Raw genomic sequence first — 21,785 nt, 5'->3', positions numbered from 1 at the left:
ACCGCCATGCCGGCCAAAAGCCCCGTTCTTGTCGATCTCAAGTTCGACCCTGCAACCGTTGCCAAGTCGCTCGAAACGGCCTTTGCCGATCGCGGCAGCATCAATCTGGCCGATCCCGCCAGCAAGGGCATTGATCTCTCCCATGTCGATTATGCGCTTTTGTGGAAGCCGGATGCCGATCTTTTCGAGCGCGCACCCAATCTCAAGGTGATCTTCTCGGGTGGCGCCGGTGTCGATTCGATGATGTCGATCGCTGGCCTGCCTGACGTTCCGATGGTCCGTTTCGTCGATCGCAGCCTGACGGTGCGCATGAGCGAATGGGTCGTCATGCAGTGCCTGATGCATCTGCGCGACGTGCAGGGGCACTTCAGGAACCAGCGACAGCACGTCTGGGCGCCGCAGCATGGTCCGGAAGCCGCTGACGTCACCGTCGGCGTCATGGGTCTCGGCGTTCTCGGCTGCGATGCCGCCGCGAAATTGAAAGTCATGGGCTTCAACGCCATCGGCTGGTCCCGGAGCAAGAAAGAGATCGACGGCATGGAAACCTTCGACGCCGGCGGGCTCGATGCCTTTCTGGCGCGCACGGATATCCTCGTCGGCCTCTTGCCGCTGACGCCGGATACGACCGGGATCTACAACGCCTCGCTCTTTTCCAAGCTGCACCGCAACGGACCGCTCGGCAAGCCGGTCTTCATCAACGCCGGCCGTGGCAAGAGCCAGGTTCAGGCCGATATCGCTTCGGCTGTTCGTACCGGCATTCTCGGCGGTGCCTCGCTCGATGTCTTCGCCGTCGAACCGCTTTCGGCGGACGATCCGCTCTGGGGCCTGGAAAATGTCATCATCACGCCGCATGACTCCGCTGTATCGGACGAAAAGGCACTGATGCGCCATGTCGAGGAACAGATCGCCCGCTTCGAACGCGGTGAACTGCTGCAGCATCTGGTAGATCGCAGCCGGGGTTACTAAGTCTATCCTCGGATGGCGGTGATCGGAGCCTGATGCCTCGACTGTTGCCGGCAAAATGCGACCCATTTGCTCTGGTATCAATTTTCTTTCAGCGACTGGACTTTCGCTCAACATTTTTTGATAACAGGGCGCTAGATACGCATGCCGGCACGACGCCGGCGAGAAGCATGACGTCCGCAGGGCAGGAGACGGGGCAGGAACGACATGACCAAGACGGATATCGCCACCCGCGTCTATAACCATACCTGGAAGCTCGATCCGATTGTTCGCAGTCTGATCGATACGGATTTCTATAAGCTTCTGATGCTGCAGATGATCTGGAAGCTTTACCCGGATGTCGACGCCACCTTCTCGCTCATCAATCGCACCAAGAGCGTTCGTCTTGCCGAAGTGATCGACGAGAAGGAGTTGCGCGAGCAGCTCGATCATGCCCGAACGCTTCGCCTCTCCAAGAAGGAGATGATCTGGCTGGCGGGTAACAGCTTCTACGGTCGTGCCCAGATCTTCGAGCCCGAATTCCTCGCCTGGCTGTCGAATTTCCAGCTACCGGAATACGAGCTGTCGAAGCGCGACGGGCAGTATATCCTTGATTTCCACGGTTCGTGGAAGGAAACGACGATGTGGGAAATCCCCGCACTCGCCATCATCAACGAGCTTCGTTCGCGCACGGCGCTGAAGGCGCTCGGCCCCTTCACGCTCGATGTGCTCTATGCCCGCGCCAAGGCCAAGATGTGGGAAAAGGTGGAGCGGCTGCGGGAACTGCCGGGCCTGCGCATCTCGGATTTCGGCACCCGCCGTCGCCACAGCTTCCTCTGGCAGCGCTGGTGCGTCGAGGCGTTGAAGGAAGGCGTGCCCCATGCTTTCACCGGCACCAGCAACGTGCTGCTCGCCATGGACTCCGATCTCGAAGCCGTCGGCACCAATGCCCATGAGCTGCCGATGGTCGCAGCTGCACTTGCCAAGAATGACGAAGAGCTTGGCAAGGCGCCATACAAGGTGCTGCGTGACTGGAATCGCCTCTATGGCGGCAATCTTCTCGTGGTGTTGCCGGATGCCTTCGGCACCGCCTCCTTCCTGCGCAACGCGCCGGAATGGGTGGCCGACTGGACCGGCTTCCGCCCCGACAGCGCTCCTCCGATCGAAGGCGGCGAGAAGATCATCGACTGGTGGAAGAAGATGGGCCGCGACCCACGCCAGAAGCTGCTGATCTTTTCCGACGGCCTCGACGTCGATGCCATCATCGATACCTACAGACATTTCGACGGCCGCGTCCGTATGAGCTTCGGCTGGGGCACCAACCTGACCAATGATTTCGCCGGTTGCGCGCCGACCGAACTCAAGGGCCTCAACCCGATCTCGATCGTCTGCAAGGTCATCGAGGCCAACGGTCGCCCGGCCGTCAAGCTCTCCGACAATCCACAGAAGGCGACCGGCGAGCCTGCGGAAGTCGAGCGTTACCTGAAGTTCTTCGGCGCGGAAGATCGTGTCGATCAGGAAGTACTTGTCTGAGGCTTTTGCGGGTAAGTCGCCTTAACGGCTAGTGGCGGATGGCGGCTTCCATCCGGGCAACGCGCCGGAAAAGCGTCCAGCGGCCGTTTTCCCAGCGATACTGATCCGGCGAAATAACATAAGGCACGTCGCTGAGGTCGGCGCTGATCAGCTCCAGAAGCTGCAGGCCTTCAACGTCATTCTCATGCGTGAAGAACACCTTGTCGCGGGACAGGAAGGCGGCGATCGGCGCGGCGCCGCCGGATTGCTCCTGCACCTGAGCCCAGAAATTCGGCAGGAAAGCGATGCTGGATTCGAACTGGCCATCCACTTCGACATATTGGAACCGGCTGCGTTTGGCGATCTGAACGCCGGTCTTGGCGAGAAATTTCTGCAGATTGGCCTGCGCCATCTCGGCGAGTTCCCTGGCATCGATGCCCCAGTCATCCAGCGCCGTCGACATCACGTAATTGACGGTGGTTTCACCATTGACAACAAAGAGCTTGATCAGGTTTTCGGCCTCGTCGAGATAGACGAATTGTGGCGGATTGGGCTCGTCCTTGACGGCCTGCATCATCTGCTGCCGCGCAACCTCGACGAAATCGCGTGCTTTCAGGACTGGCAGCACCTTGGCGAGCTCGCCGCTGTCAACCATGGCTTCCGTCATGTTGAGGTAATTGAGGAGTGCCTGCGCGCGCGCCTGTCCGCGCTTTTCGCGCAGAGCCAGTAGCGCATTGCTCAGGAATTTCGTCATCGTGTCGCCGTTGCGGTTGTGTAGCGTCAGGCTGCCGGCAGCAGGATCGTAGTCGACGCGGATCAGGTCGCCGAAGAACGGCAGCCGCTCCTGCAGATAGGCGGCAAAGGCTGCTTCATCCTGCAAGGCTTCGTCGGGAATATTGAGATCGAGCGTTTTGGTGGCGGCCGCGCTCTCGGGCTCCGGCATCGAGAAGGTTTGGCCGCGACGCATCTCCGCACGCTTGGCCTTGCCGAAGAGCCTTTTCAGGAAATTGAACACGCGCATCCCCGAGTACTGAACGGTATTGCCGCAGAACCTAGCGCGGCTGCCCTTGCGGGGCAATGCCGGCCTAATGGGGATTAGGCGCCGTAAGTGCCTGCTTGCCCGTATAAAAAACGCGTATAGTCTGCGGGAACGGGCTGGATGGTCCGATTGCGGGAAGGGCAGTGCAAATGAGAAATGTCGGGGGCGGCAGGTGGACGATCAGAGGCCTGCTTTTTTGTCTGTTCGCATTGGCGTCGCCTGTCGCGGCGCTCGCGCAGAATACGGCCGTGCCGCAACCGGCCACTCCGCCGCCCGATAAGGTCCGCGAGCTGATCCAGCTGATGAACGAGCCGGATGTCAGGCAATGGCTGACCACGCAGCTCAACCCTCAACCCGCGCCCGCCGGCGATTCCGGGGCAACGGGCAATGACCAGATGTCGGTCCTGTCGGGCATGCTCGGCCATACGCGGCACCACCTGGAGCTGGTCTCCGGCGCCGCGATGACGCTGCCCTACGAGGTGATGACCGCATCCGAAAAGCTGGAGGGCGAGGGCAAGTCGGTCGGCCTCGTGCGCATCATCATCCAGATTGTCCTCCTCTTCTTCCTGGGGCTGGTGGCCGAACTCGCCGTTGCGCGCTTCATCAACACCAAGCATATGCAGCGCACCGAAAAGGCTGCCGGCACCGAGACGGAATTGCAGGCGGCGCGCTTCCAGTTTCTGGGCGGCGTCGTGCCCGCCATCATTCATGGCCTGGTGACGCTCGTTCCGCTTCTGGCCTTCGATTGGCCGCCGGCCATTGAAAATTTCGCCATCGCCTGCGTCATTGCGATGGTATCGATCAGGCTGGCGATCTCCATCGGCAAGCTTGTCATGGAATTGATCGCGATGCGTCGCGCCAACGATGTTCTGGACGAGGATGGCGGCATCGCCCGCATCGCCGAACGGCGACGCGTGGCGACCTACTGGTATCGGCGATGCACGCTGTTTGCCATCTATTTTGCCTGCGGCTGGGCGATCATACAGGCTGTCACGTCGCTGGACTTTTCCGCAGGCGCGCGCGACCTCATCGGTTACACGCTCGGCATCGGCCTGTTTCTGATCGCTACGGCGGCGGTGTGGTCCAGGCCGCTCGCGCTGGAAAAGCGTGGGGCGCGGACGGTTTCCTGGCTGTTGACGATTTTCTTCGTGGCGCTCTGGTGTCTCTGGGTCGCCGGCTTCGACGGCCTTTTGTGGATCGGTATCTATGCGATATTGCTGCCGCGTGTCCTCTCGGTATCCACGCAGGCGATCGAGGCTCTGCACGATGCGGCCGACGGCATTTTCGGCGCAGGCAAGATCGCGGCTGTATTGCTCGACCGTGGCTTGCGGGCGCTCATCATCACCTTTGCGGCTTTGTGGCTCGGCCACATGCTGGGCGTCGAGGCGCACGCGATGATGAGCGGCAGCGAATCGAATGTCGGCCGCGTCGCTCGCGGCATTCTCGGCGGCATCATCATCCTCCTGGTTGCCGATCTCGTCTGGCAGCTGGCGAAAACCTATATCGACGGCAAGGTGATGCAATCGCTTCCCGCCGCCGGCGAATCGGATGAAATGAGGGCGAGCCGCGCCCGGCTGCAAACGCTGCTGCCGATCTTCCGCAATATCCTTGCCGTCGTCATCGGCATCATCGCCGTTATGATGGTACTGTCGGGCCTCGGCGTTCAGATCGGTCCGCTGATCGCCGGCGCCGGCGTCGTCGGCGTGGCGGTCGGATTTGGTGCGCAGACCATCGTCAAGGACGTCATCAGCGGCGTCTTCTATCTCTGGGACGATGCCTTCCGTATCGGCGAATATATCGAAAGCGGCCACTACAAGGGCGTGGTGGAATCCTTCAGCCTGCGCTCCGTCAAGCTGCGCCACCAGCGCGGCCCGCTGGCGACGATCCCCTTCGGCTCGCTCGGTGCGGTCAACAACATGAATCGCGACTGGGCCATCGACAAGATCATCGTCAAGGTCACCTACGATACCGATCTCGTGAAGCTGAAGCGCATCGTCAAGGATATCGGCCAGCGCCTGCTGGAAGACGAGGATCTGAAGCCGAGCATCATTCAGACGCTCAAGATGAAGGGCGTCGAGCAGTTCGGCGATTTCGCGATCGAGATCAGGCTGGCGATCACCGCCAAGCCCAACGAACTCTCGGTCATCCGCCGCAGCGCGCTGGCCCTGATCAAGCAGTCCTTCGACGAAAACGGCATCCAGTTCGCCTTTCCGACCGTACAGGTGGCAAGCGACAAGGATGCCGCGGCTGCCGCTGCCCGGCAGCTTATCGAGATGCGAGCGGCGAACGTGGATGGCGCGCAGCAGGCGAGCTAGAAGCCATAAGACAAGCAATTCCAGGAAAAGTGCGCAGTGTTTTTCCGTCAGGAATTGCGTGAAAACAAAGAGATGGAGCGGCTCAGGGATTCCGTGAACTGCTCTAGATCCTGTTATGGTTTCGGGGCAGCCGTACTGCCGCGCACGATCAGTGTGACATCGATCATCTCGCGTTCGGTTGGTACGGCATCATGAAGAACGGCGCGTACCGCACGCTGCGCAATCTCGGTAAAGGGCTGGGCCATCGTCGTCAGGCCCGGCTCCACCATGCCGCCTTCCGGTACGCCATCGAAACCGATGACGGAGATGTCTTGCGGAACCGAAAGGCCCCGTGCGCGCAGCCAGTTGATCGCCAGCAAGGCGATATTGTCCGACATGGCGAGGATCGCCGTCGGCGGTTCCGACGCGGAAAACAGATAGTCGAGCCCGGCTTCGACGCTTGGCTTGTCGTTGAGCGTCTCAAAGATCGGTACGTCCTTGCGCTCAATTCTGAACGCTTCGAGTGCCTGCCAATAGCCGAGCGCACGATCGCGCGAGGTGGAATACATCGCCCGCCCGATCCCGGCGATGCTGACGGGTCCGACATGGTCGTCCGAAAGCTCGGTCGCGAGCACGCCGAAACGCCTGTGGCCGAGTTCGGCCAGATGCCGGGCCGCGACGGCGGCACCTCCGAGATTGTCGACGCTGATGGAGGGGATTGAGGCATCTTCATCATTCAGGGCGAGCGCGACGAAGGGCAATTGCCGCTCTCGCGTCAGCTGGACGAGTTTTTCGCCGCCTTCCACGCAGAGCAGAATGAAACCGTCGACCAGCGCGCTCTTGATGTTCCAGTCGAGCTTGTGCCGGTCCTTGGCCGAGACCAGGGCAAGACCCGTGCCGCTGGCGTCGCAGACCTCGGATATGGCCGCCAGGAGCGCCCTGGCCCAGGGATCGTTGAAGAAATAGGCAAGCGGCTCGACGACGGCGACGCCGATGGCATTGACTTTTCCGGCCCGCAGCAGACGGCCTGTTAGGCTCGGCCCGGCATAGCCTAACCGCTTGGCCGTCTCGAGCACGTGCTCGCGTACCTCTTCGCGCACCACTTCGGGCCGGCTGAAAACATTGGAAGCGGTTCCCTGCGATACGCCCGCCGCCTTGGCGACGTCCGCGAGCCTGATGGTGCCCTTGGCCAATGAATCCTCCATATGTTCCCGACGGATATTAGCAATGAAGTTGTATCGGTTCAATTCTGCTTGACAGTGAGTTTTCGAAGCGTACGATTGAACCGATTCAAGAAAGCAGTGCAAACTGATATTGAATCGATTCAAAAATGAAAGACGAACCGATGCTGACCAATTATCTCTTCAAGGATCTCTACGACGATCGATGGGGTGATCCCTGCAATCCGAATGCCGTCGATCCGCCGTCGCCCGAACATAAGGGCAGGGCCGGCAGGCAGAGCATGCTTCGCCGGTTTGCAGGACTTTTCCGCCGCCGGAAGCGGCCGTCGGCGTGGTCTTTCACGATACCGAGCGAGACATCGGACACCGAAAACGAAATCGGTGTCGGGCACCGCACGGGGCTTGAAGACCCGAAGTTCCTCGCTTTCGCCAAGGCGCTGTCGCGGAATTGTTAGAGCAATGTTTGGAAACCCTAAACCATCAGTTCGATGGGCTTCAGAAATTTTCCTTGTAGGGCCGGAGATCGAGCTCCTGCGTCCAGGCCGAAGGATGCTGGCGGTGAATGTGCCAGTAGCTCTCGGCGATAGCATCGATATTCAGCAGGCCATCAGTATCGACATCCGGTCGGCGCGAACGCAGCCGCTCGCCATCTATGCCGCCGTCGATGATGGTATGGGCGACATGCAGGCCGAGCGGGCCGAACTCGCGCGCCATGCTCTGGCTGATCATCCGAAGACCCGCTTTTGCCGCGGCGAATTGCGCAAAGCCCGCCTTGCCGCGCAGGCTGGCGGAAGCGCCGGTGAAGATCACCGTGCCGCGGCCGAGCGGCGCCAGATGACGCGCCGCCTCACGCCCGACGAGGAAACCGCCGAAGCAGCAGATGCGCCAGAATTCTTCGAACTGAGCGGCCGTCAGATCGCGAAAGCCGATCGGGCGATTGATGCCGGCATTGAAGACGATGAAATCGGGCGCGGCAATATCCGCCCGCGCGGCAAAGGCATGTTCGAACAGCCGGACGACTGCCGCCTCATCCGTCGCATCGGTTTCGATCGCCTCGGCGCTGCCGCCGGACGCATTGATGGTGGCCGCCACCTGATCGATTTTCGCCGCCGTCCGGCCGGCGATGACGACATGATAGCCCTTCTCTGCGAGAAGCCGGCAGAGTGCTGCACCCAGACCCTGCTCCGCACCCACTCCAACGATAATTGCGCTTGGCGTGCTCATTCGGCCGCTTCCCTGGCATCGAGCGTCGGATAGTCGGTATAGCCCTCGGCACCGCCGCCATAGAAGGTCGGGCGATGATAGGGATTGAGAGGCGCGCCGCGGCGGATGCGCTCCGGCAGATCGGGATTGGCGATGAACAGCCGCCCGAAGGCGATCGCATCGGCATGGCCGGCGGCGAGCATGGCTTCGGCCGTATCCGGTCGGAAATTGCCCGCAGCGATCAGCGTGCCCGACCAGGCGGGCCTAAACAATTCCGCAGCCGACGGCACGTTCTTGTGGTCGACTTCCGCCTGGCCGGCACCGCTGGCGCGCGGCTCGATCAGATGCAGATAGGCGAGGTTTAGCCGGTCCAGCTCGCGAATGACGTGGCCATAGAGACGCAAGGGATCGTCCTCGCCGCTGTCATTGGCAATACCGAAGGGCGAGAGGCGCACGCCGACGCGCTCCGAACCCCAGACTTCGGAAACCGCCTCGACCACTTCCAGCAGCAGTCGCGTGCGGTTGTCGATCGAGCCGCCATATTGGTCGGTGCGCTGGTTCGTACGGGCCTGCAGGAATTGTTCGATCAGATAGCCGTTGGCGCCGTGAATCTCGACGCCGTCAAAGCCGGCCTGCTTGGCGTTGGCGGCCGCCTGGGCATAGACGTCGATCAGAAGCGGCATCAGATCGATATCGATCGCCTGCGGTGTCTCGAAGGGCACGCGTTCGAAGGAGGCGGTAAAGGCATCACCCTTGGCGGCGATGGCGGAAGGAGCGATCGGCGGAGCGCCGCCCGGCTGGTGCGAAGAATGGGAAATGCGGCCGACATGCCAGAGCTGCAGGAAGATCTTGCCGCCCTTGCAATGAACTGCATCCGTCACCGCCTTCCAGCCGGCGATCTGTTCGGCTGTGTGGATGCCGGGCGTTGCCGGCATGCCCTGTCCGGCGCGGGAAATCTGCGAGCCTTCGGAAATGATCAGCCCGCCCTCGCTGGCGCGTTGGGCGTAATATTCAGCGTTCAGTGCCGAGGGCACATTGCCCGGCTGGCTCGCCCGCATGCGGGTCAGCGGCGCCATGACGATGCGATGCGAAAGTTCATAAGGACCAATGGAAAGCGGCGAAAACAAAGTGGCTGTCATAAAATTCTCCTGCCTGGAGCCAAAAATGCTCCCCGGGGCGGAAGGGCCTGTCAGCGGCGATTCGGTCTCGGGAGTTCGAATAAGATGATGGTCATCATTTATTCCAACAATCGGACGTGCGCAACTGAATCTCGTATCAGGCTGGGATTGTTGCGAGAAAGCCGAGCAAGGCGACGTTGAACTGCGCCGGGCGCTGCAGCGGCGCGAAATGGCTGACGCCGGGCAGCAGGATCAGTTTTGCACCGGGAATGTGCCGCACAAGATAATCGGCATGCTCGCGCTTGATGAATTCGTCATGCTCACTCTGCACGATGGCGACGGGCACATTGATCTGGCCGAGATCGGCGATTGTGTAGTTCGGCTCCGTCCGCTGCATCAGGCCGACAGCCTCGACGAAGGCATCGAACTTGTCCGGCGTGGCCGACAGGGCCGCATAATCCTTCGTGTGGCGCGAGAAGCAGCGCTCGATGACCGGCGTCGCCACGAATTCCTTCGTGCCGCTCGGGTCCATGTTGCAGGCAAAGAAGAAGACGCCGGAAACACGCTTCGGATGGGTTTTTCCGAGCACCATGCCGATGCAGGCGCCGTCGCTCCATCCGGCAATCACAGCCTTTTCGATCTTCAGCCTGTCCATGACGGCGAGAACGTCCGAGGCCATGAGCTCGTAGGTGTAAGGCCGCTCGTCCCGCGTGCTGCGCCCATGCCCGCGGCTGTCGACGACGGTAACCTGATGGCCTGCGTCGATGAGCGCAGGCACTTGATAGCCCCAATTGCCGCTGTTTCCGAGCCCGCCATGCAGGAGGATCACGGGCGCGCCGCTGCCATAGGAGGCATACCAGATGCGGGCACCATCATGATCGATGTGACCCTCCGTCTCGGTATGCGGCAATGGCGCAGCCCCTTCGGCTTCGAAGCGATGAAGCTCGTCGTCGTGAAATTCCATGCCCACCTCCCATTGCACCGTCTCCTCCCGACAGCCATATGGCGAGACTAGTCGATCCCAACGCGTCTTTTCAACAGGCCGTGGTCATATCGTTGCCAGATGCTCGAAAAGATCGCGGGCCGGCGATGGCAGGTCTTCGAGCGAGCGAACGCAGACCGAAAGCCGGCGGGTGGCCCAGCTGTCGGTGAGGCGAAGCGCCGCGATTCTTGCGGATCGGCCGCAGCGACGTGCCGCCGCTTCCGGCACGATGCCAAGGCCGATGCCCCGGCCTGCCATGTCGCAAATGCTTTCGAACGTCCGCATCCGCACGCGCATCTTCAGCCGAGTGCCGAGCCGGGCAGCCTGCGCGTCGATGTGTTCTTGCAAGGCCCCGCCCGCTAGGCCGACAAAGTACTCATGCAGAATATCAGCGAAGGCAATGTGCTTTGCCGCTGCCAACGCATGATCGCGAGGCACCACCACCACCAGACGATCGATCGCAAAGGGCCGCAACATCAGGCCCGATGTGTCGACCGCATCCGACAGAACGCCGATCTCGGCCAGCCCGACCGAAACGGCCCGCGCGATCTCGATGCTCTGGCGCTCCTTGAGGTCGATATCGGTTCGCGGGTGCTTTCCCATCCATTCGGCAAGGCGCGGCGGCAGGTATTCGACGATCGCGGCGGTGTTGGCGAGAAGCCGTATGGTCGCGCGCAGGCCGCTTGCATGTTCGCCAAGCTCGCCGCGCATCTGTGTCAGTTGCCGCTGGATCAGCCGGGCATGGTGCGCCAGTGCCTCGCCGGCCGGAGTCGGGCTCACGCCGCGTCGACCGCGCTCCAGAAGCTGCACGCCGCCGTTCGCCTCCATGTCGCGCAGTCGCTCGCTGGCGGCCGGCAGCGAAAGCCCGACATCGGCAGCCCCATGCGTGATGCTGCCGGCATCGACGACGGCAAGGAACAGGCGAAGGTCGGTCAGATCGAAGCGCATGGAGCGCAGACTACCGCATATCCAGCCTTCGGAACAGCCGAAGGCTCACTTCGCATCATCCGCATTGTGCCCACCCTCGTCTCTGCTAGTGAAAGGGAATGATGGATCATTCGATATGGCTCGTCGCGGCGATCTTCGCGACCTTCTTCGTCGCCGGCACGATCAAGGGCGTCACCGGCATGGGGCTACCGACGGTGGCGATGGGAGTTTTGGGCACGCTGATCTCGCCGCTCTCGGCCGCGAGCCTGCTGATCGTGCCTTCCTTCGTCACCAATGTCTGGCAGCTGCTCGCAGGTCCGAGTTTTGGCGCGCTTGCCCGTCGTTTCCTCCTTCTGGTTATTGCCGTGACCGTCGGAACATTCGCCGGCTCATATCTTCTCGCCGGCGGCGATACGCGTCTGACGACCGCTGCGCTGGGTGCGGCGCTCATCGTCTATGCCGGCCATGCTTTGCTTGCCCGTCAACTGCATGTGCCCGCAAGGTTCGAGCCGCTGCTATCGCCGCTCGTCGGCGCGGTCACTGGCCTGCTCACCGGGGCAACTGGCGTCTTCGTCGTGCCGGCGGTGCCCTACCTGCAGTCACTCGGACTGGAGAAGGAGGACCTGATCCGGGCGCTCGGCCTCTCCTTCACCATCTCCACCGTGGCACTCGCCGGAGCGCTCGCCTGGCATGGCGCCTTCCGTATCGGCAATCTCGCGCTGTCCACTCTGGCGATCGTCCCGGCGCTTGCCGGCATGTGGGCCGGCCAGATCATCCGCAATCGCGTCAGCCCGGCAACCTTCCGTCGCTGGTTTCTGGTCTGCCTTCTGGTGCTTGGCGCCGAGATGATCGTCAAAGCCGCTTTATGAGGCGGTCTCATATTGCCGGGTCGCCCTGTGGGTACCCATATGCTTCCGAGTTTGTTCCAAGTGGGGTCTGACCGATCGATGGAAAGAGAGCAGCAAGAGATTTCCGATGACCATCCGCTTGCTGACGCCTTGCTTGTCGTCGATATGCAGAATGCCTTCGTGCAAGGCCCCAATGCGATTCCCGGCCATGCCACTTTGACGTCGATGGTCGAGGTCCTGTTGGACAGGGCACGGTCGGCATGGGCGCTGGTGATTTTCCTGCAGAACGATGGTCCGGCCGGTGCGCTGGACGAGCCACTTCAGCCGGGATGGAAGCTCTACTTTCAACCTTTGTCAGGCGAAGTGGTCATTCGGAAGACGGAGGATGATGGTTTCGACGGCACCGACCTGGACGCCATCCTCGCCGCTTTCGATGTGCGTGAACTGGCAGTCTGCGGCGTGCTTTCCGAGATGTGTGTGGCGGCGACGGCGCGGGGAGCGGTTGAGCGCGGCTACGGCGTGCTGCTGCCGCATGACGCGCACGCCACCTATGACGTTCCGGCCGGGCCGGGATCGCAAGATGTGCCCGCCGCCATGGCGGCAAGAGCCGCGGAATGGTCGTTGGGAGACGAGATCGGGATCTGCGCCTCCGCGCGCGACGTTCACTTCAGAAAGAGATCCTAGCCAAAGGTCCCGCCACTGCCGGGATGAGGTCGGCTCTTGAAACTCGCGTCGAATCGTAATAATTGAAGTTACATGAAACGCGATAGCCGACTTTCCTCCGTTCTCCATGCCTTGCTCCATATGGCCGAGCAGGATGGACCGCTGACCTCCGAAACCCTGGCGCAATGCATGCACACCAATCCCGTCGTCGTGCGCCGCACCATGGGATTGCTGCGTGAGGTTGGCATCGTCAACTCCAGCAAGGGGCATACAGGCGGCTGGACGATCGCCGCCGATCTGAAAACCGTCACGCTACGCCAGTTGCATGAGGCGCTTGGCGAGCCCGCCGTCTTCGCCATCGGCAATCGCAACGAAACGCCGGAGTGCCTCGTCGAGCAATCGGTCAATTCCGTGCTCGACGATGCTTTTGCGGAGGCCGAGGCCCTGCTGCTCAAGCGCTTCGAAAATGTCACGCTTGCCGATCTCGCCGCCGAATTTGCGCGGCGTCATGCGCATTGGCGCTCAGAAAGGACCTTGTCATGACCCATGACGTCATCGTCATCGGGGGCAGCTACGCCGGAATGGCGGCCGCCCTCCAGCTTCTCCGTGCCCGCCGCAAGGTACTGGTCATCGATGCCGGCAAGCGCCGCAATCGTTTCGCCGAGGAATCCCACGGCTTTCTCGGCCAGGATGGGGTCAATCCCGGCGAGATCGCCCGCAAGGCGCGCGAGCAGCTTTTCGCCTATCCGACATTGAGCTGGATCGAAGGCATGGCCGAACAGGCCGAGGGCGAGAAGGATGCCTTTGTCGTGACCACGGCAGATGGCGCGCGGCATGATGGCCGGCGCCTTCTCTTCGCGACCGGGGTTTCCGATGCCTTGCCCGAGATCGAGGGCCTCGGCGAACGCTGGGGCAAGAGCATCTTCCATTGCCCGTATTGCCACGGCTATGAGCTCGATCAGGGCCGTATCGGCTGCCTCGCCACCGGCCCGATGTCGATGCATCAGGCGCAATTGCTGCCGGAATGGGGCAAGGTGACCCTATTCCTCAACGGCAGCTTTGTCCCGGATGAGGCGCAACGCACCGATCTCGCCGCCCGGGGTGTAACGATTGAGGAGGCACCGATCACAAGGCTGGAAGGAAAGGCCGATGTGCGGCTTGCCGATGGACGTCTGCTGCCGTTTGCCGGCCTTTTCACCGCGACGCGCGTGTTGCCTTCTAGCCCGATTGCCGAGCGGCTCGGCTGCGTAATCGAAGAAACGCTGTTCGGCATGCAGATCCAGACCGACGCCATGAAGGAAACCACCGTCTCGGGCGCCTTTGCCTGTGGCGACGCCGCCCGCGTCCCGCATTCGGTGTCGCTCGCCGTTGGCGATGGTGCCTGGGCCGGTGCGCAGTTGCATCGATCGCTGGTGTTCTGAAGTCAGGGCGGCTCCGGTTCGCCGGCGAAGGACATTGTCTAGGGTGTCAGGCAGGCTTGAATGGCGCTTCCGAGCCTGTCGACGATCACCTCTTCTCCCGCCGACTCCATGCTCGGTGAGCCGAGCCCGGCGCGCAGCACTGCAAAGCCCATCACATAGGCCGTGGCAAGGGCTGCCCTCGCTTCGACCGCAGGCCCCGTCAGTTGTTCCGACAGCGGCCTGATGAAGGTCGCATGCAGTGCGGCCGAAAGGATCGGCGCTGCCGTCGGGCTGCCGATAGACCGCAGCAGGAAGGCGAATTCGTCAAAATCCTCCGCATCGGAATGGGCGATCGGCCCCATCAGATGGCGCGCCACGCGCTCGCCCATGCCCTCGATCGGCCCCTCGAAGGCCGGTTCCAGTCCGAAGGCGTCATCCGCGATTATCGTGAACAGCGCTTCCTTGGAGCCGAACAGCCGGGGCACCATTGCCGGATCGACGCCAGCCGCTGCCGCGATCTCGCGCACGCCGACGGCATCGTATCCAGCCCGGGTGAAGGCTGCGCGCGCCGCCGCAAGAATGCGCGCGCGGCTTTCCGCCGCGGAAAGGCGGGGAGTTCGTCTTTCATTATCAACACTCGTTGACATTTCGTTGGTTCGCTTCTATCTGAATTATCAACGAGTGTTGATAACAGAGGCCGACCGATGACTCCAGATACGTCCGCGCATCTCCCCAACAAGATCGTCCTGGTTACGGGTGCCAGTAGCGGCATTGGCCGTGCGACCACGTTGTGCCTCGCTGATGCCGGTGCATATGTCGTCGCGACTGGCAGAGACGACGGTCGATTGATTGCATTGGCTGGTGATCTTGGTTCCAGGGGCGAATATATCCGGACCGACGTTGGGCAACCGGATGATATTGCCCGTCTGGTTGGCGAGGTGGCATCCCGCCACGGCCGCCTGGACGGCCTTGTGGTCAATGCCGGCGTTTCGAATGCACCTGACATCGGCGAACTCGATGTTGGCAGCTATGACCGGCTGATGGATGTGAACGTCAAAGGCGCCGTTTTCACCTTCGTTCATGCATTACCGCTTTTAGCGGATGGCGCCTCGGTGGTCTTCGTAGGTTCCGTTGCCGGGCGCAAGGGCCAACCCGGCGATGCGCTCTATGCCGGAAGCAAGGGCTTCATCCGCGCCTTCGCTCGCAATCTTGGAACGTCACCCGACATCATGGCGCGGCGCATCCGCGTCAATGTGGTTTCGCCTGGCCCGATCGAGACGCGGCTGACGGAAGCGGCCACCGCCGTTCCCGAAATCCGCAGCTATGTCGAGAGGATGATTCCGATGGGACGCTGGGGTAATGTAGAAGAGGTCGCCGAAGCAATCGCCTTCCTGCTCTCGCCCGCCGCAAGCTTCACGACCGGGGCGGAAATTACGGTTGATGGCGGCATGGCCCATGTCTGAAGCTCGAACCATCTGAGTTGGACCAGTTGCCTTTATCGGCTGATCGCGACGATCCCGAGCACTGAAGCGATCGCGGCAAGCGCGATTCGCACATCATGGATCATCAACCAGGTATCGAGCCGCGCCGGTACCTGATCCACAGGGATCGATTTCGATGCGAACTGCGCATTGGTCGGCAGGAACCAGGCAAGGGTGACAGCCAGCACTGCGGCGATACAGACGGCCGCTCCAATCCAATACGCCCTTGCCGTTGCCTCGCCCCAGCCCGACCATAGCGATCCGATCAGGCCGATGAGCGTCGGAGCGACGACAAGCGGAATGGTCCGTGTGATGAACTGGCCGTTTTGGCTGAACCAGTCGAGGAAATCTGGGGCTGGAAGGCTTCTCCAGTAGCCGCCAAGCGTCACACCGATCATGAGCATGACGCCGGCAAACATCGCCGAGCCCGAGATGGCGAGAATATTGAAGAGGAGCCGCATCGGAATTTTCCCTAAGGTCTTTTGAGTTCGATCCAATGGATCCGGGTTCTTGCCGACGCGCGTTCACGCCACGCAGATGCCGGGAACGGCGACCTTCTGGAACAGGTGCGGAGACGCAACGGCCGAGGACGGATAGTGCGAAATCTTTGCCCTGAACTCCGGATGTGTAAACGCGGCGCGGAAATCCGCCATCGTCTCCCATATGGCATAGTTGAGATAGGTCGGGCTTTCGCCGATCGCCCGGTGAAGCTGGGTCGAGATGAAGCCCGGCTGCTGCTTCATGAATGCGGCATCGTCGCGCCATGCCTCGAGAAAGACTTCCTCATCCGCCTTGTCGAGGGTGAAGATGTTCACAAGAACGACGGGGGCGGCATCGATGCCGACTTGCCGCTCTATCGGAAAGTTTGGGTCCATTGGGCGCATGTGAGACATGGCGTGCTCCGTTCAATATGGTTATATGATGTCAATGTGGTGTGGTGCATATCTAGTAAATTGACATCATGATGTCAATTAAATTATATGGTGACAAATGGATGACGCGAAACAAACCGCAAGCGGGAGCGCTTTGACCGGCCTGATTCTCGAGCTGTTCAAACTGCATGGCCGGGTGCTTGCATCCGGTGACAGGCTGGTGGCTCCGCTTGGTCTGACGAGTGCGCGTTGGCAAATTCTGGGTGCCATTATCGCGGCAGACAGGCCGCAGCCGGTTGCGTGGCTGGCACGCGACATGGGTGCCAATCGCCAGAACATCCAGCGCATCGTCAACGATCTGGAAAAGGAAGGCCTCGTTACCTTCGAGACCAATCCGCATCACCGGCGGGCGCAGCTAGTCGTGCTGACGGATAAAGGCAAGCAAACCTTCGATGCCGCCATGCGGCTGCAGGCGCCGTGGGTCAACGAATTGGCGGAAGGGCTTCGGATCGAGGATATCGAAACGATGCGGGATGTCATGCTGGCTCTGCGCAGCAAGCTGGAAAGAAGCGGGGAGGCGGAAGAACAGGACTGACCGCTTCGCGCGGCCCCGGTTCTTCGCCTAGGTCTCTTCCGGCACCTTCAAGATAACCGTCTCGTCCGGGCCGACGGACCTGCCGTCCTGCGCCCGGATGTCAAGCCGCACCGGCTGACCCGTCGTCCGGTCCACCAGCAGCGAATGCTCTTCTGCCGGTGCGAAGAGATAGCGCTCACCGAATTGGCGCAGCGCCACCATGACCGGGAAAAGATCCTTTCCCATCGTTGTCAGCCGATATTCCATACGCGTGCCGCTGTCGCCCGCCGGCACCAGCTCCAGGATGCCGCTGGCGACAAGCGTGCGTAGGCGTTCGGTCAAAATGTTCTTGGCAATGCCAAGGCTCTTTTGAAACTCGCCAAAGCGCGTCAGCCCGTCGAAGGCGTCGCGCACGATCAGCAGCGACCACCAGTCGCCGATCACGTCGAGTGAGCGGGCGCTCGGGCAATAATCACCCTTCAGGCTTTTCCGCGCGACCATGCGCTCAGCCTTCCCGGTCTTTTGTCTGCAAGAATGGTTGCATAATTAAACCAATAATGTTACTCGATCGATGGTTTCATTATTAAACCGAATAATCGGGAGCTTTGCAATGACAATCGATCAGGACGCGCCGCCGGCCGGCAGCGCGAAGGATGGCGTGCGCCTTCATTCCGCGCGAGAAAGTTCACTTGAGGGGAGCGAATATTCTGGAAAGGCCAATTCGCCGCTGACACGAGCGACGATTTTCCTGTTTGCCGTCGCGAGCGGCCTTGCCGTCGCCAATGCCTATTTCGCCCATCCGCTTCTCGATGTCATGGCCGATGATCTCAAACTGTCGCGCACGGTTGCCGGCCTGATCGTCGGCGCGACGCAGCTCGGCTATGGCCTCGGTCTCATTCTGCTGGTGCCGCTTGGCGATCTGATCGATCGGCGCAAGTTCATCATCGTGCAGTCGTTGTTGAGCGTTGCGGCACTTGTCAGTGTCGGCCTTTCCTCCAGCGCGGCGATGCTGCTTGCCTCCATGGCTGCGGTCGGCTTTCTGGCCGTGGTCACGCAGGCGCTGGTTGCCTATGCGGCGAGCCTGGCGCATCCCACAGAGCGCGGCCATATCGTCGGCATGGTCACCAGCGGCATCGTGCTCGGCATCCTTTTGGCGCGCAGCGTTGCGGGAACGCTGACCGATCTCTCCGGCTGGCGGACTGTCTATATCGTCTCCGCTGTGCTGACGCTGGTGATCGCACTTCTCCTCTGCCGGGCGCTGCCGCGGCAGGAAAAGCCGAAGGGCGGGCTGTCCTACTTCGGTCTTATCCGCTCGCTCGGCACTCTGCTGGTCGAAGAGCCGGTGCTGCGCATCCGCGCGATCATCGCAATGCTCATCTTCGCCAATATCACCACGCTGCTTGCGCCGCTCGTGCTGCCGCTGACAGCGCCGCCTTACTCTCTGTCCCACACCGAAGTTGGCCTGTTCGGGCTTGCCGGCGCGGCGGGTGCCTTCGGGGCCATCAGGGCAGGGCGCTGGGCTGACCGCGGCTACGGTCAGCGCACCACGGGTATTGCGCTTGCTTTGATGTTGCTTGCCTGGCTACCGATCTCCATGCTGGATCGCTCGATCCTCTGGCTGATCCTCGGCGTCCTCGTCATCGATTTCGGCTTGCAGGCGACGCACGTCACCAACCAGGGCATGATCTATCGTGTGAGGCCCGATGCGCAAAACAGGCTGACCGCCGCTTACATGGTGTTCTACTCGATCGGCAGCGCCGTCGGATCATCGACATCGACGATCATCTATGCTCATGCGGGCTGGACGGGCGTCTGCATTTCCGGTGCTGCCATAAGCCTCGCAACGCTGCTCTTCTGGGCGCTAACCCTGCGGGCAACGCCTGAGGTGGCGACGCAAAGCGTCGATCGGGCTACCATCTAGCTTTCGCGCAGGGAAACGGGACCTAATTGCTCTTCCAACAGCGAGAGGACTGCCCGAATGCGCGGCGGAATCGGCCTTGTGGCCGGATAGAGCGCATGCAGATCGAATCCCGGCACGGAGAATTCCGGCAGCAGGCGGATCAGCCTGCCGCTCGCCAGATCTTCCGTGCAGACTGGCGCCTGCAAGACGCCGATGCCGGCACCATCGAGCAGCAGGCTGTGCAAAGGCCGCCAGTGACTGGTGCTGAGAACGATGTCGATGGTGGCGAGTTCGCTCTGCCCGCCTGGGCCTATCAACGAAAGCCGCCCGCTGTTGAAGAGGCCCGCGACCCGCAGGAAAGAGTGGTCGGCAAGCTCATTGGGCTTCGTCGGCGTCCCATTCCGCTGAAGATAGTCTGGCGATGCCACCAACACGCGGCCGATATGGCCGAGCTTGCGGGCGATGAAGTTGCCTTCACCGAGATCGCCCAGCCGCAACGAGATATCGACACCCTCCGTCACCGGATCGACGATCCTGTCGTTGAGGATCAACTCGATCTTCAGCAGCGGATGGCGGTTGCGCATCTGCAGCAGGATCGAGGGCAGGACGACCTCGCCGATGCCATGCGGCGCCGCAATCCTCAGCGTGCCGCGCAAGGACTGATCGCCGTTAACGACGGCGAGCGCGTCGTCGGCACTATCCAGCACCTGCTTGCTTCGTTCGTAGAAGGCGGCGCCGGCATCGGTGACGGCAAGCTTGCGGGTGTTTCTGATGAGCAGCCGCGCGCCGAGATATTGCTCCAGCCGATCAATCCGCTCGCTGACGGCGGGCTGGCCCATGCCGAGATCGCGAGCAGCCGCCGACATGCCGCCCCTTTCCACCACCCTGACATAGACGCGCATCGCCACTAGCAGATCCATGAGCGCAATATATCGGCTCAGCCGATAAATGTAAGTGAATGATGCCGCCTAGTGGTGGAGGCCTCGATAACAGAAAACGGCGCTCGAACGTCAACCACAGGTCGGGCACATGAGCGATATCAGGCTTTACATGTTTCAATCGGGCACGCAGCGGTGCAAGGCCCATGACATCAGGATGAACCAGGGCGGCGATGCCGATTATGAAATCCCGGTGCCATGGTTTCTGCTCACCCATCCCAAAGGCAATGTCGTCATCGATGGCGGGCTGGCGGCCGAGGGCCTTGGCGATCCACGCGGCTATTGGGGCGATGTGGTCGACAGCTATCAGCCTGTGATGACGGAGGAGCAGGGATGCGTCGCGCAGCTGGCAAGGCTCAGCATCTCTGGTGAGGACATCCGCTTCGTCGCGCTGTCGCATCTGCATTCCGACCATAGCGGTGCCATCGGCCGCTTCCCCAACGCGACCCACATCGTCCAACGCCGGGAATATGAATATGCCTTCGCGCCGGACTGGTTCGCCGCCGGCGCCTATGCCCGAAGGGATTTCGACCGGCCCGGCTTGAAATGGCACCTCCTCGAGGCCGATACCTACGATCTCTACGGCGACGGAGTGCTGCGAATGATCTTCACGCCGGGCCACAGCATCGGCCACCAATCCTTCCTCGTGCAGCTGCCAAAGAGCGGCGCGATATTACTGGCGATCGACGCCGCCTATACCCTTGATCACTGGAACGAAAGGGCGCTCCCCGGCTTCATGGCCTCCGCCGTCGACACGGTGCGATCCGTCGGCAAGCTGCGCGCACTTGCCGAACAGACCGATGCCATGGTGGTCACGGGGCATGATCCCGAGGCATGGCCTCGGTTCATGCAGGCCCCAGCCTATTACGATTGAAGCCCATGCTATCGATCAGCCTCGTTCGCCTGATGGCACTTGCTCCGCATCGAAGAACCGTGCCCGATGCTGCCGAACCCATTCCTCGATGCCGGTCGGACGGAAATCCTCAAGACCGGCCTGCGGCTTGAAGGGCGTGGCCAGCATCGCATCCGCTTCGTCCGGATGCGATGCGAAGAAGCGGAATTTCGAGGCGACGCGGCGCCCCGTTCCCGGCCCCATCGCCGCATCGACATCCCGCTCGAATTCATCGAGGGGCTGCTGGCGATAGGCGATGTTGTGGCCGAGCCCGACCCCGATCCGCGCGACGAGCTCGTTTCCATCAACGCCTTCCGGCCCGGCGATGCGATGGTCGCCGGATGAAATGCCCCGTTCCAAGAGGGTGACGGCGGCGCGGGCGCAATCATCGACCGAGGTCCACGCGATGCGTTGGGATTCAGCAATCGGCGGCGCGAAGACCCCATGTCTGACAATGTCCATGCGTGCCGACGGCTTCAAGAGATTGTCGAGATACATGGTCGGGCGGACGATGGAAAAGGGCAGCCCGGATGCGCGAACCACCTCTTCGATCATGGCATTGGCGACGAAGCTTGGTTCCTCGCAAGGTGGCTGGCGACTGGCGCTGGCGAGCTTCAGGACAACGGATTTCAAACCGCAGGCGAGAGATGCGGATACCGCATTGCCGGCCTGGATGCGCATGTCCTCCCGAGATCCGATCGGGATCTGCAGCACGGCATGCGCGATGCCGGCGCTGGCGGCCCGAAGCGAGGCGGGGTCGCTAAGGTTGCCCTCGGCAAGCTCGACGCCGAGGCCTGAGAGCGCCGAGGCGCGCCTTCGGTCCCGGACAAGCGCCCTGACCTTGAGGCCGCGTCGAAGCGCGGCGCGAACGACGGCGCTGCCTTGCACGCCGGCGGCGAGATAGATGAGAATCGGCTGGGATTGATCGATAGTGGACATCAAACGGCTCCTTCAAACAGAGTCTGCCGAGGGAGCATCGTCAAATGGCTACCGCGCAGACCCGAAACGCGCACGAGGCG

Annotated in this window: 24 protein-coding genes; 12 read left to right on the top strand and 12 right to left on the bottom strand. The window is 61.7% G+C overall.

Annotated features, from left to right (window positions below; translation table 11 throughout):
* Positions 1-6 precede the first annotated feature (6 nt).
* Both GA0061100_RS29520 and pncB read left to right on the top strand, forming a co-directional pair.
* On the top strand, positions 7-966 hold the full coding sequence (locus GA0061100_RS29520) for a 2-hydroxyacid dehydrogenase (protein ID WP_075856482.1): 960 nt from the start codon (positions 7-9) through the stop codon (positions 964-966).
* A gap of 204 nt (positions 967-1,170) precedes the next feature.
* The gene (gene pncB / locus GA0061100_RS29515) at positions 1,171-2,475 is read left to right on the top strand and encodes a nicotinate phosphoribosyltransferase (protein ID WP_075856418.1); all 1,305 of its coding nucleotides are present in this window, start codon (positions 1,171-1,173) and stop codon (positions 2,473-2,475) included.
* Between the two features lie 28 nt (positions 2,476-2,503).
* On the opposite strand, the gene GA0061100_RS29510 is transcribed toward pncB, so the two are convergent.
* Positions 2,504-3,475 carry a DUF1444 domain-containing protein gene (locus GA0061100_RS29510; protein ID WP_244557988.1) on the bottom strand — a complete coding sequence of 324 codons (972 nt, stop codon included), beginning with the start codon at positions 3,473-3,475 and terminating at the stop codon, positions 2,504-2,506.
* A 167-nt stretch (positions 3,476-3,642) separates the two neighbouring features.
* On the opposite strand from GA0061100_RS29510, the gene GA0061100_RS29505 reads away from it, so the two are divergent.
* Positions 3,643-5,808, top strand: coding sequence for a mechanosensitive ion channel family protein (locus GA0061100_RS29505; RefSeq protein WP_075856417.1), 2,166 nt, complete (start codon positions 3,643-3,645; stop codon positions 5,806-5,808).
* Between the two features lie 113 nt (positions 5,809-5,921).
* On the opposite strand, the gene GA0061100_RS29500 is transcribed toward GA0061100_RS29505, so the two are convergent.
* Positions 5,922-6,980, bottom strand: a complete 1,059-nt coding sequence (locus tag GA0061100_RS29500; RefSeq protein WP_083961475.1) for a LacI family DNA-binding transcriptional regulator — start codon at positions 6,978-6,980, stop codon at positions 5,922-5,924.
* Between the two features lie 137 nt (positions 6,981-7,117).
* On the opposite strand from GA0061100_RS29500, the gene GA0061100_RS29495 reads away from it, so the two are divergent.
* On the top strand, positions 7,118-7,423 hold the full coding sequence (locus tag GA0061100_RS29495) for a hypothetical protein (protein ID WP_244557987.1): 306 nt from the start codon (positions 7,118-7,120) through the stop codon (positions 7,421-7,423).
* Positions 7,424-7,463: 40 nt separating this feature from the next.
* On the opposite strand, the gene GA0061100_RS29490 is transcribed toward GA0061100_RS29495, so the two are convergent.
* The 4 genes from GA0061100_RS29490 to GA0061100_RS29475 form a co-directional block, all read right to left on the bottom strand.
* Positions 7,464-8,192: an SDR family NAD(P)-dependent oxidoreductase gene (locus GA0061100_RS29490; RefSeq protein ID WP_075856415.1), complete on the bottom strand. Its 729-nt coding sequence runs from the start codon at positions 8,190-8,192 to the stop codon at positions 7,464-7,466.
* Entirely contained in the window at positions 8,189-9,310 is a 1,122-nt protein-coding gene (locus GA0061100_RS29485) for an alkene reductase (RefSeq protein WP_075856414.1), read from the bottom strand. The genes GA0061100_RS29490 and GA0061100_RS29485 overlap by 4 nt, the downstream gene beginning before the upstream one ends.
* A gap of 136 nt (positions 9,311-9,446) precedes the next feature.
* On the bottom strand, positions 9,447-10,253 hold the full coding sequence (locus GA0061100_RS29480; RefSeq protein ID WP_075856413.1) for an alpha/beta fold hydrolase: 807 nt from the start codon (positions 10,251-10,253) through the stop codon (positions 9,447-9,449).
* Between the two features lie 84 nt (positions 10,254-10,337).
* Positions 10,338-11,219, bottom strand: a complete 882-nt coding sequence (locus tag GA0061100_RS29475) for a LysR family transcriptional regulator (RefSeq protein ID WP_075856412.1) — start codon at positions 11,217-11,219, stop codon at positions 10,338-10,340.
* 98 nt (positions 11,220-11,317) lie between these two features.
* Between GA0061100_RS29475 and GA0061100_RS29470 the strand changes: the two genes are divergently transcribed.
* The 4 genes from GA0061100_RS29470 to GA0061100_RS29455 all read left to right on the top strand — a co-directional run bounded on the left by GA0061100_RS29470 (position 11,318) and on the right by GA0061100_RS29455 (position 14,130).
* Positions 11,318-12,067, top strand: coding sequence for a sulfite exporter TauE/SafE family protein (locus tag GA0061100_RS29470; RefSeq protein WP_075856411.1), 750 nt, complete (start codon positions 11,318-11,320; stop codon positions 12,065-12,067).
* Between the two features lie 78 nt (positions 12,068-12,145).
* The gene (locus tag GA0061100_RS29465; protein ID WP_075856410.1) at positions 12,146-12,730 is read left to right on the top strand and encodes an isochorismatase family protein; all 585 of its coding nucleotides are present in this window, start codon (positions 12,146-12,148) and stop codon (positions 12,728-12,730) included.
* 72 nt (positions 12,731-12,802) lie between these two features.
* Positions 12,803-13,252, top strand: a complete 450-nt coding sequence (locus GA0061100_RS29460) for an RrF2 family transcriptional regulator (RefSeq protein ID WP_075856409.1) — start codon at positions 12,803-12,805, stop codon at positions 13,250-13,252.
* Positions 13,249-14,130 (top strand): NAD(P)/FAD-dependent oxidoreductase, encoded by an 882-nt coding sequence (locus tag GA0061100_RS29455; protein ID WP_075856408.1) that lies wholly within the window; start codon positions 13,249-13,251, stop codon positions 14,128-14,130. The genes GA0061100_RS29460 and GA0061100_RS29455 overlap by 4 nt, the downstream gene beginning before the upstream one ends.
* 38 nt (positions 14,131-14,168) lie before the next feature.
* On the opposite strand, the gene GA0061100_RS29450 is transcribed toward GA0061100_RS29455, so the two are convergent.
* A complete protein-coding gene (locus GA0061100_RS29450) occupies positions 14,169-14,756 on the bottom strand; it encodes a TetR/AcrR family transcriptional regulator (protein WP_075856407.1) in 588 nt (195 codons plus the stop codon).
* A 57-nt stretch (positions 14,757-14,813) separates the two neighbouring features.
* On the opposite strand from GA0061100_RS29450, the gene GA0061100_RS29445 reads away from it, so the two are divergent.
* Positions 14,814-15,572 carry an SDR family NAD(P)-dependent oxidoreductase gene (locus GA0061100_RS29445; protein ID WP_075856406.1) on the top strand — a complete coding sequence of 253 codons (759 nt, stop codon included), beginning with the start codon at positions 14,814-14,816 and terminating at the stop codon, positions 15,570-15,572.
* Between the two features lie 32 nt (positions 15,573-15,604).
* Here the strand turns inward: GA0061100_RS29445 and GA0061100_RS29440 are convergent, their stop codons facing one another.
* Together GA0061100_RS29440 and GA0061100_RS29435 are read right to left on the bottom strand one after the other, a co-directional pair.
* The gene (locus tag GA0061100_RS29440; protein WP_075856405.1) at positions 15,605-16,051 is read right to left on the bottom strand and encodes an anthrone oxygenase family protein; all 447 of its coding nucleotides are present in this window, start codon (positions 16,049-16,051) and stop codon (positions 15,605-15,607) included.
* 63 nt (positions 16,052-16,114) lie between these two features.
* Positions 16,115-16,483 (bottom strand): antibiotic biosynthesis monooxygenase family protein, encoded by a 369-nt coding sequence (locus tag GA0061100_RS29435; protein ID WP_075856404.1) that lies wholly within the window; start codon positions 16,481-16,483, stop codon positions 16,115-16,117.
* Positions 16,484-16,580: 97 nt separating this feature from the next.
* On the opposite strand from GA0061100_RS29435, the gene GA0061100_RS29430 reads away from it, so the two are divergent.
* Entirely contained in the window at positions 16,581-17,057 is a 477-nt protein-coding gene (locus tag GA0061100_RS29430) for a MarR family winged helix-turn-helix transcriptional regulator (RefSeq protein WP_075856403.1), read from the top strand.
* A 27-nt stretch (positions 17,058-17,084) separates the two neighbouring features.
* Here the strand turns inward: GA0061100_RS29430 and GA0061100_RS29425 are convergent, their stop codons facing one another.
* Entirely contained in the window at positions 17,085-17,537 is a 453-nt protein-coding gene (locus GA0061100_RS29425) for a winged helix-turn-helix transcriptional regulator (protein ID WP_075856402.1), read from the bottom strand.
* 109 nt (positions 17,538-17,646) lie between these two features.
* On the opposite strand from GA0061100_RS29425, the gene GA0061100_RS29420 reads away from it, so the two are divergent.
* The gene (locus GA0061100_RS29420; RefSeq protein ID WP_075856401.1) at positions 17,647-18,957 is read left to right on the top strand and encodes an MFS transporter; all 1,311 of its coding nucleotides are present in this window, start codon (positions 17,647-17,649) and stop codon (positions 18,955-18,957) included.
* Here the strand turns inward: GA0061100_RS29420 and GA0061100_RS29415 are convergent.
* Positions 18,954-19,856: a LysR family transcriptional regulator gene (locus tag GA0061100_RS29415; RefSeq protein WP_075856400.1), complete on the bottom strand. Its 903-nt coding sequence runs from the start codon at positions 19,854-19,856 to the stop codon at positions 18,954-18,956. The two genes, GA0061100_RS29420 and GA0061100_RS29415, sit on opposite strands and share 4 nt — an antisense overlap.
* A gap of 109 nt (positions 19,857-19,965) precedes the next feature.
* Here GA0061100_RS29415 and attM point away from each other — a divergent pair, with 109 nt between their 5' ends.
* Positions 19,966-20,748, top strand: a complete 783-nt coding sequence (gene attM / locus GA0061100_RS29410) for an AttM family quorum-quenching N-acyl homoserine lactonase (RefSeq protein WP_075856399.1) — start codon at positions 19,966-19,968, stop codon at positions 20,746-20,748.
* Between the two features lie 15 nt (positions 20,749-20,763).
* On the opposite strand, the gene GA0061100_RS29405 is transcribed toward attM, so the two are convergent.
* On the bottom strand, positions 20,764-21,705 hold the full coding sequence (locus tag GA0061100_RS29405; RefSeq protein WP_075856398.1) for an SDR family oxidoreductase: 942 nt from the start codon (positions 21,703-21,705) through the stop codon (positions 20,764-20,766).
* Between the last annotated feature and the right edge of the window lie 80 nt (positions 21,706-21,785).

It is taken from the genome of Martinezella hainanensis (genome assembly GCF_900094555.1).
Lineage (GTDB): Bacteria > Pseudomonadota > Alphaproteobacteria > Rhizobiales > Rhizobiaceae > Rhizobium > Rhizobium hainanense.
Note: the sequence above shows the minus strand (reverse complement) of the source record. Positions and strands in the feature narration are given on the sequence as shown.

Bases quoted from the DNA above. Each gene is read 5' to 3' on its own strand.
- GA0061100_RS29520 (WP_075856482.1), top strand. From the start codon at position 7: ATGCCGGCCAAAAGCCCCGTTCTTGTCGATCTCAAGTTCGACCCTGCA.
- pncB (WP_075856418.1), top strand. From the start codon at position 1,171: ATGACCAAGACGGATATCGCCACCCGCGTCTATAACCATACCTGGAAG.
- GA0061100_RS29510 (WP_244557988.1), bottom strand. From the start codon at position 3,475: ATGCGCGTGTTCAATTTCCTGAAAAGGCTCTTCGGCAAGGCCAAGCGT.
- GA0061100_RS29505 (WP_075856417.1), top strand. From the start codon at position 3,643: ATGAGAAATGTCGGGGGCGGCAGGTGGACGATCAGAGGCCTGCTTTTT.
- GA0061100_RS29495 (WP_244557987.1), top strand. From the start codon at position 7,118: ATGAAAGACGAACCGATGCTGACCAATTATCTCTTCAAGGATCTCTAC.
- GA0061100_RS29490 (WP_075856415.1), bottom strand. From the start codon at position 8,192: ATGAGCACGCCAAGCGCAATTATCGTTGGAGTGGGTGCGGAGCAGGGT.
- GA0061100_RS29485 (WP_075856414.1), bottom strand. From the start codon at position 9,310: ATGACAGCCACTTTGTTTTCGCCGCTTTCCATTGGTCCTTATGAACTT.
- GA0061100_RS29480 (WP_075856413.1), bottom strand. From the start codon at position 10,253: ATGGAATTTCACGACGACGAGCTTCATCGCTTCGAAGCCGAAGGGGCT.
- GA0061100_RS29475 (WP_075856412.1), bottom strand. From the start codon at position 11,219: ATGCGCTTCGATCTGACCGACCTTCGCCTGTTCCTTGCCGTCGTCGAT.
- GA0061100_RS29470 (WP_075856411.1), top strand. From the start codon at position 11,318: ATGATGGATCATTCGATATGGCTCGTCGCGGCGATCTTCGCGACCTTC.
- GA0061100_RS29465 (WP_075856410.1), top strand. From the start codon at position 12,146: ATGGAAAGAGAGCAGCAAGAGATTTCCGATGACCATCCGCTTGCTGAC.
- GA0061100_RS29460 (WP_075856409.1), top strand. From the start codon at position 12,803: ATGAAACGCGATAGCCGACTTTCCTCCGTTCTCCATGCCTTGCTCCAT.
- GA0061100_RS29455 (WP_075856408.1), top strand. From the start codon at position 13,249: ATGACCCATGACGTCATCGTCATCGGGGGCAGCTACGCCGGAATGGCG.
- GA0061100_RS29450 (WP_075856407.1), bottom strand. From the start codon at position 14,756: ATGTCAACGAGTGTTGATAATGAAAGACGAACTCCCCGCCTTTCCGCG.
- GA0061100_RS29445 (WP_075856406.1), top strand. From the start codon at position 14,814: ATGACTCCAGATACGTCCGCGCATCTCCCCAACAAGATCGTCCTGGTT.
- GA0061100_RS29440 (WP_075856405.1), bottom strand. From the start codon at position 16,051: ATGCGGCTCCTCTTCAATATTCTCGCCATCTCGGGCTCGGCGATGTTT.
- GA0061100_RS29435 (WP_075856404.1), bottom strand. From the start codon at position 16,483: ATGTCTCACATGCGCCCAATGGACCCAAACTTTCCGATAGAGCGGCAA.
- GA0061100_RS29430 (WP_075856403.1), top strand. From the start codon at position 16,581: ATGGATGACGCGAAACAAACCGCAAGCGGGAGCGCTTTGACCGGCCTG.
- GA0061100_RS29425 (WP_075856402.1), bottom strand. From the start codon at position 17,537: ATGGTCGCGCGGAAAAGCCTGAAGGGTGATTATTGCCCGAGCGCCCGC.
- GA0061100_RS29420 (WP_075856401.1), top strand. From the start codon at position 17,647: ATGACAATCGATCAGGACGCGCCGCCGGCCGGCAGCGCGAAGGATGGC.
- GA0061100_RS29415 (WP_075856400.1), bottom strand. From the start codon at position 19,856: ATGGATCTGCTAGTGGCGATGCGCGTCTATGTCAGGGTGGTGGAAAGG.
- attM (WP_075856399.1), top strand. From the start codon at position 19,966: ATGAGCGATATCAGGCTTTACATGTTTCAATCGGGCACGCAGCGGTGC.
- GA0061100_RS29405 (WP_075856398.1), bottom strand. From the start codon at position 21,705: ATGTCCACTATCGATCAATCCCAGCCGATTCTCATCTATCTCGCCGCC.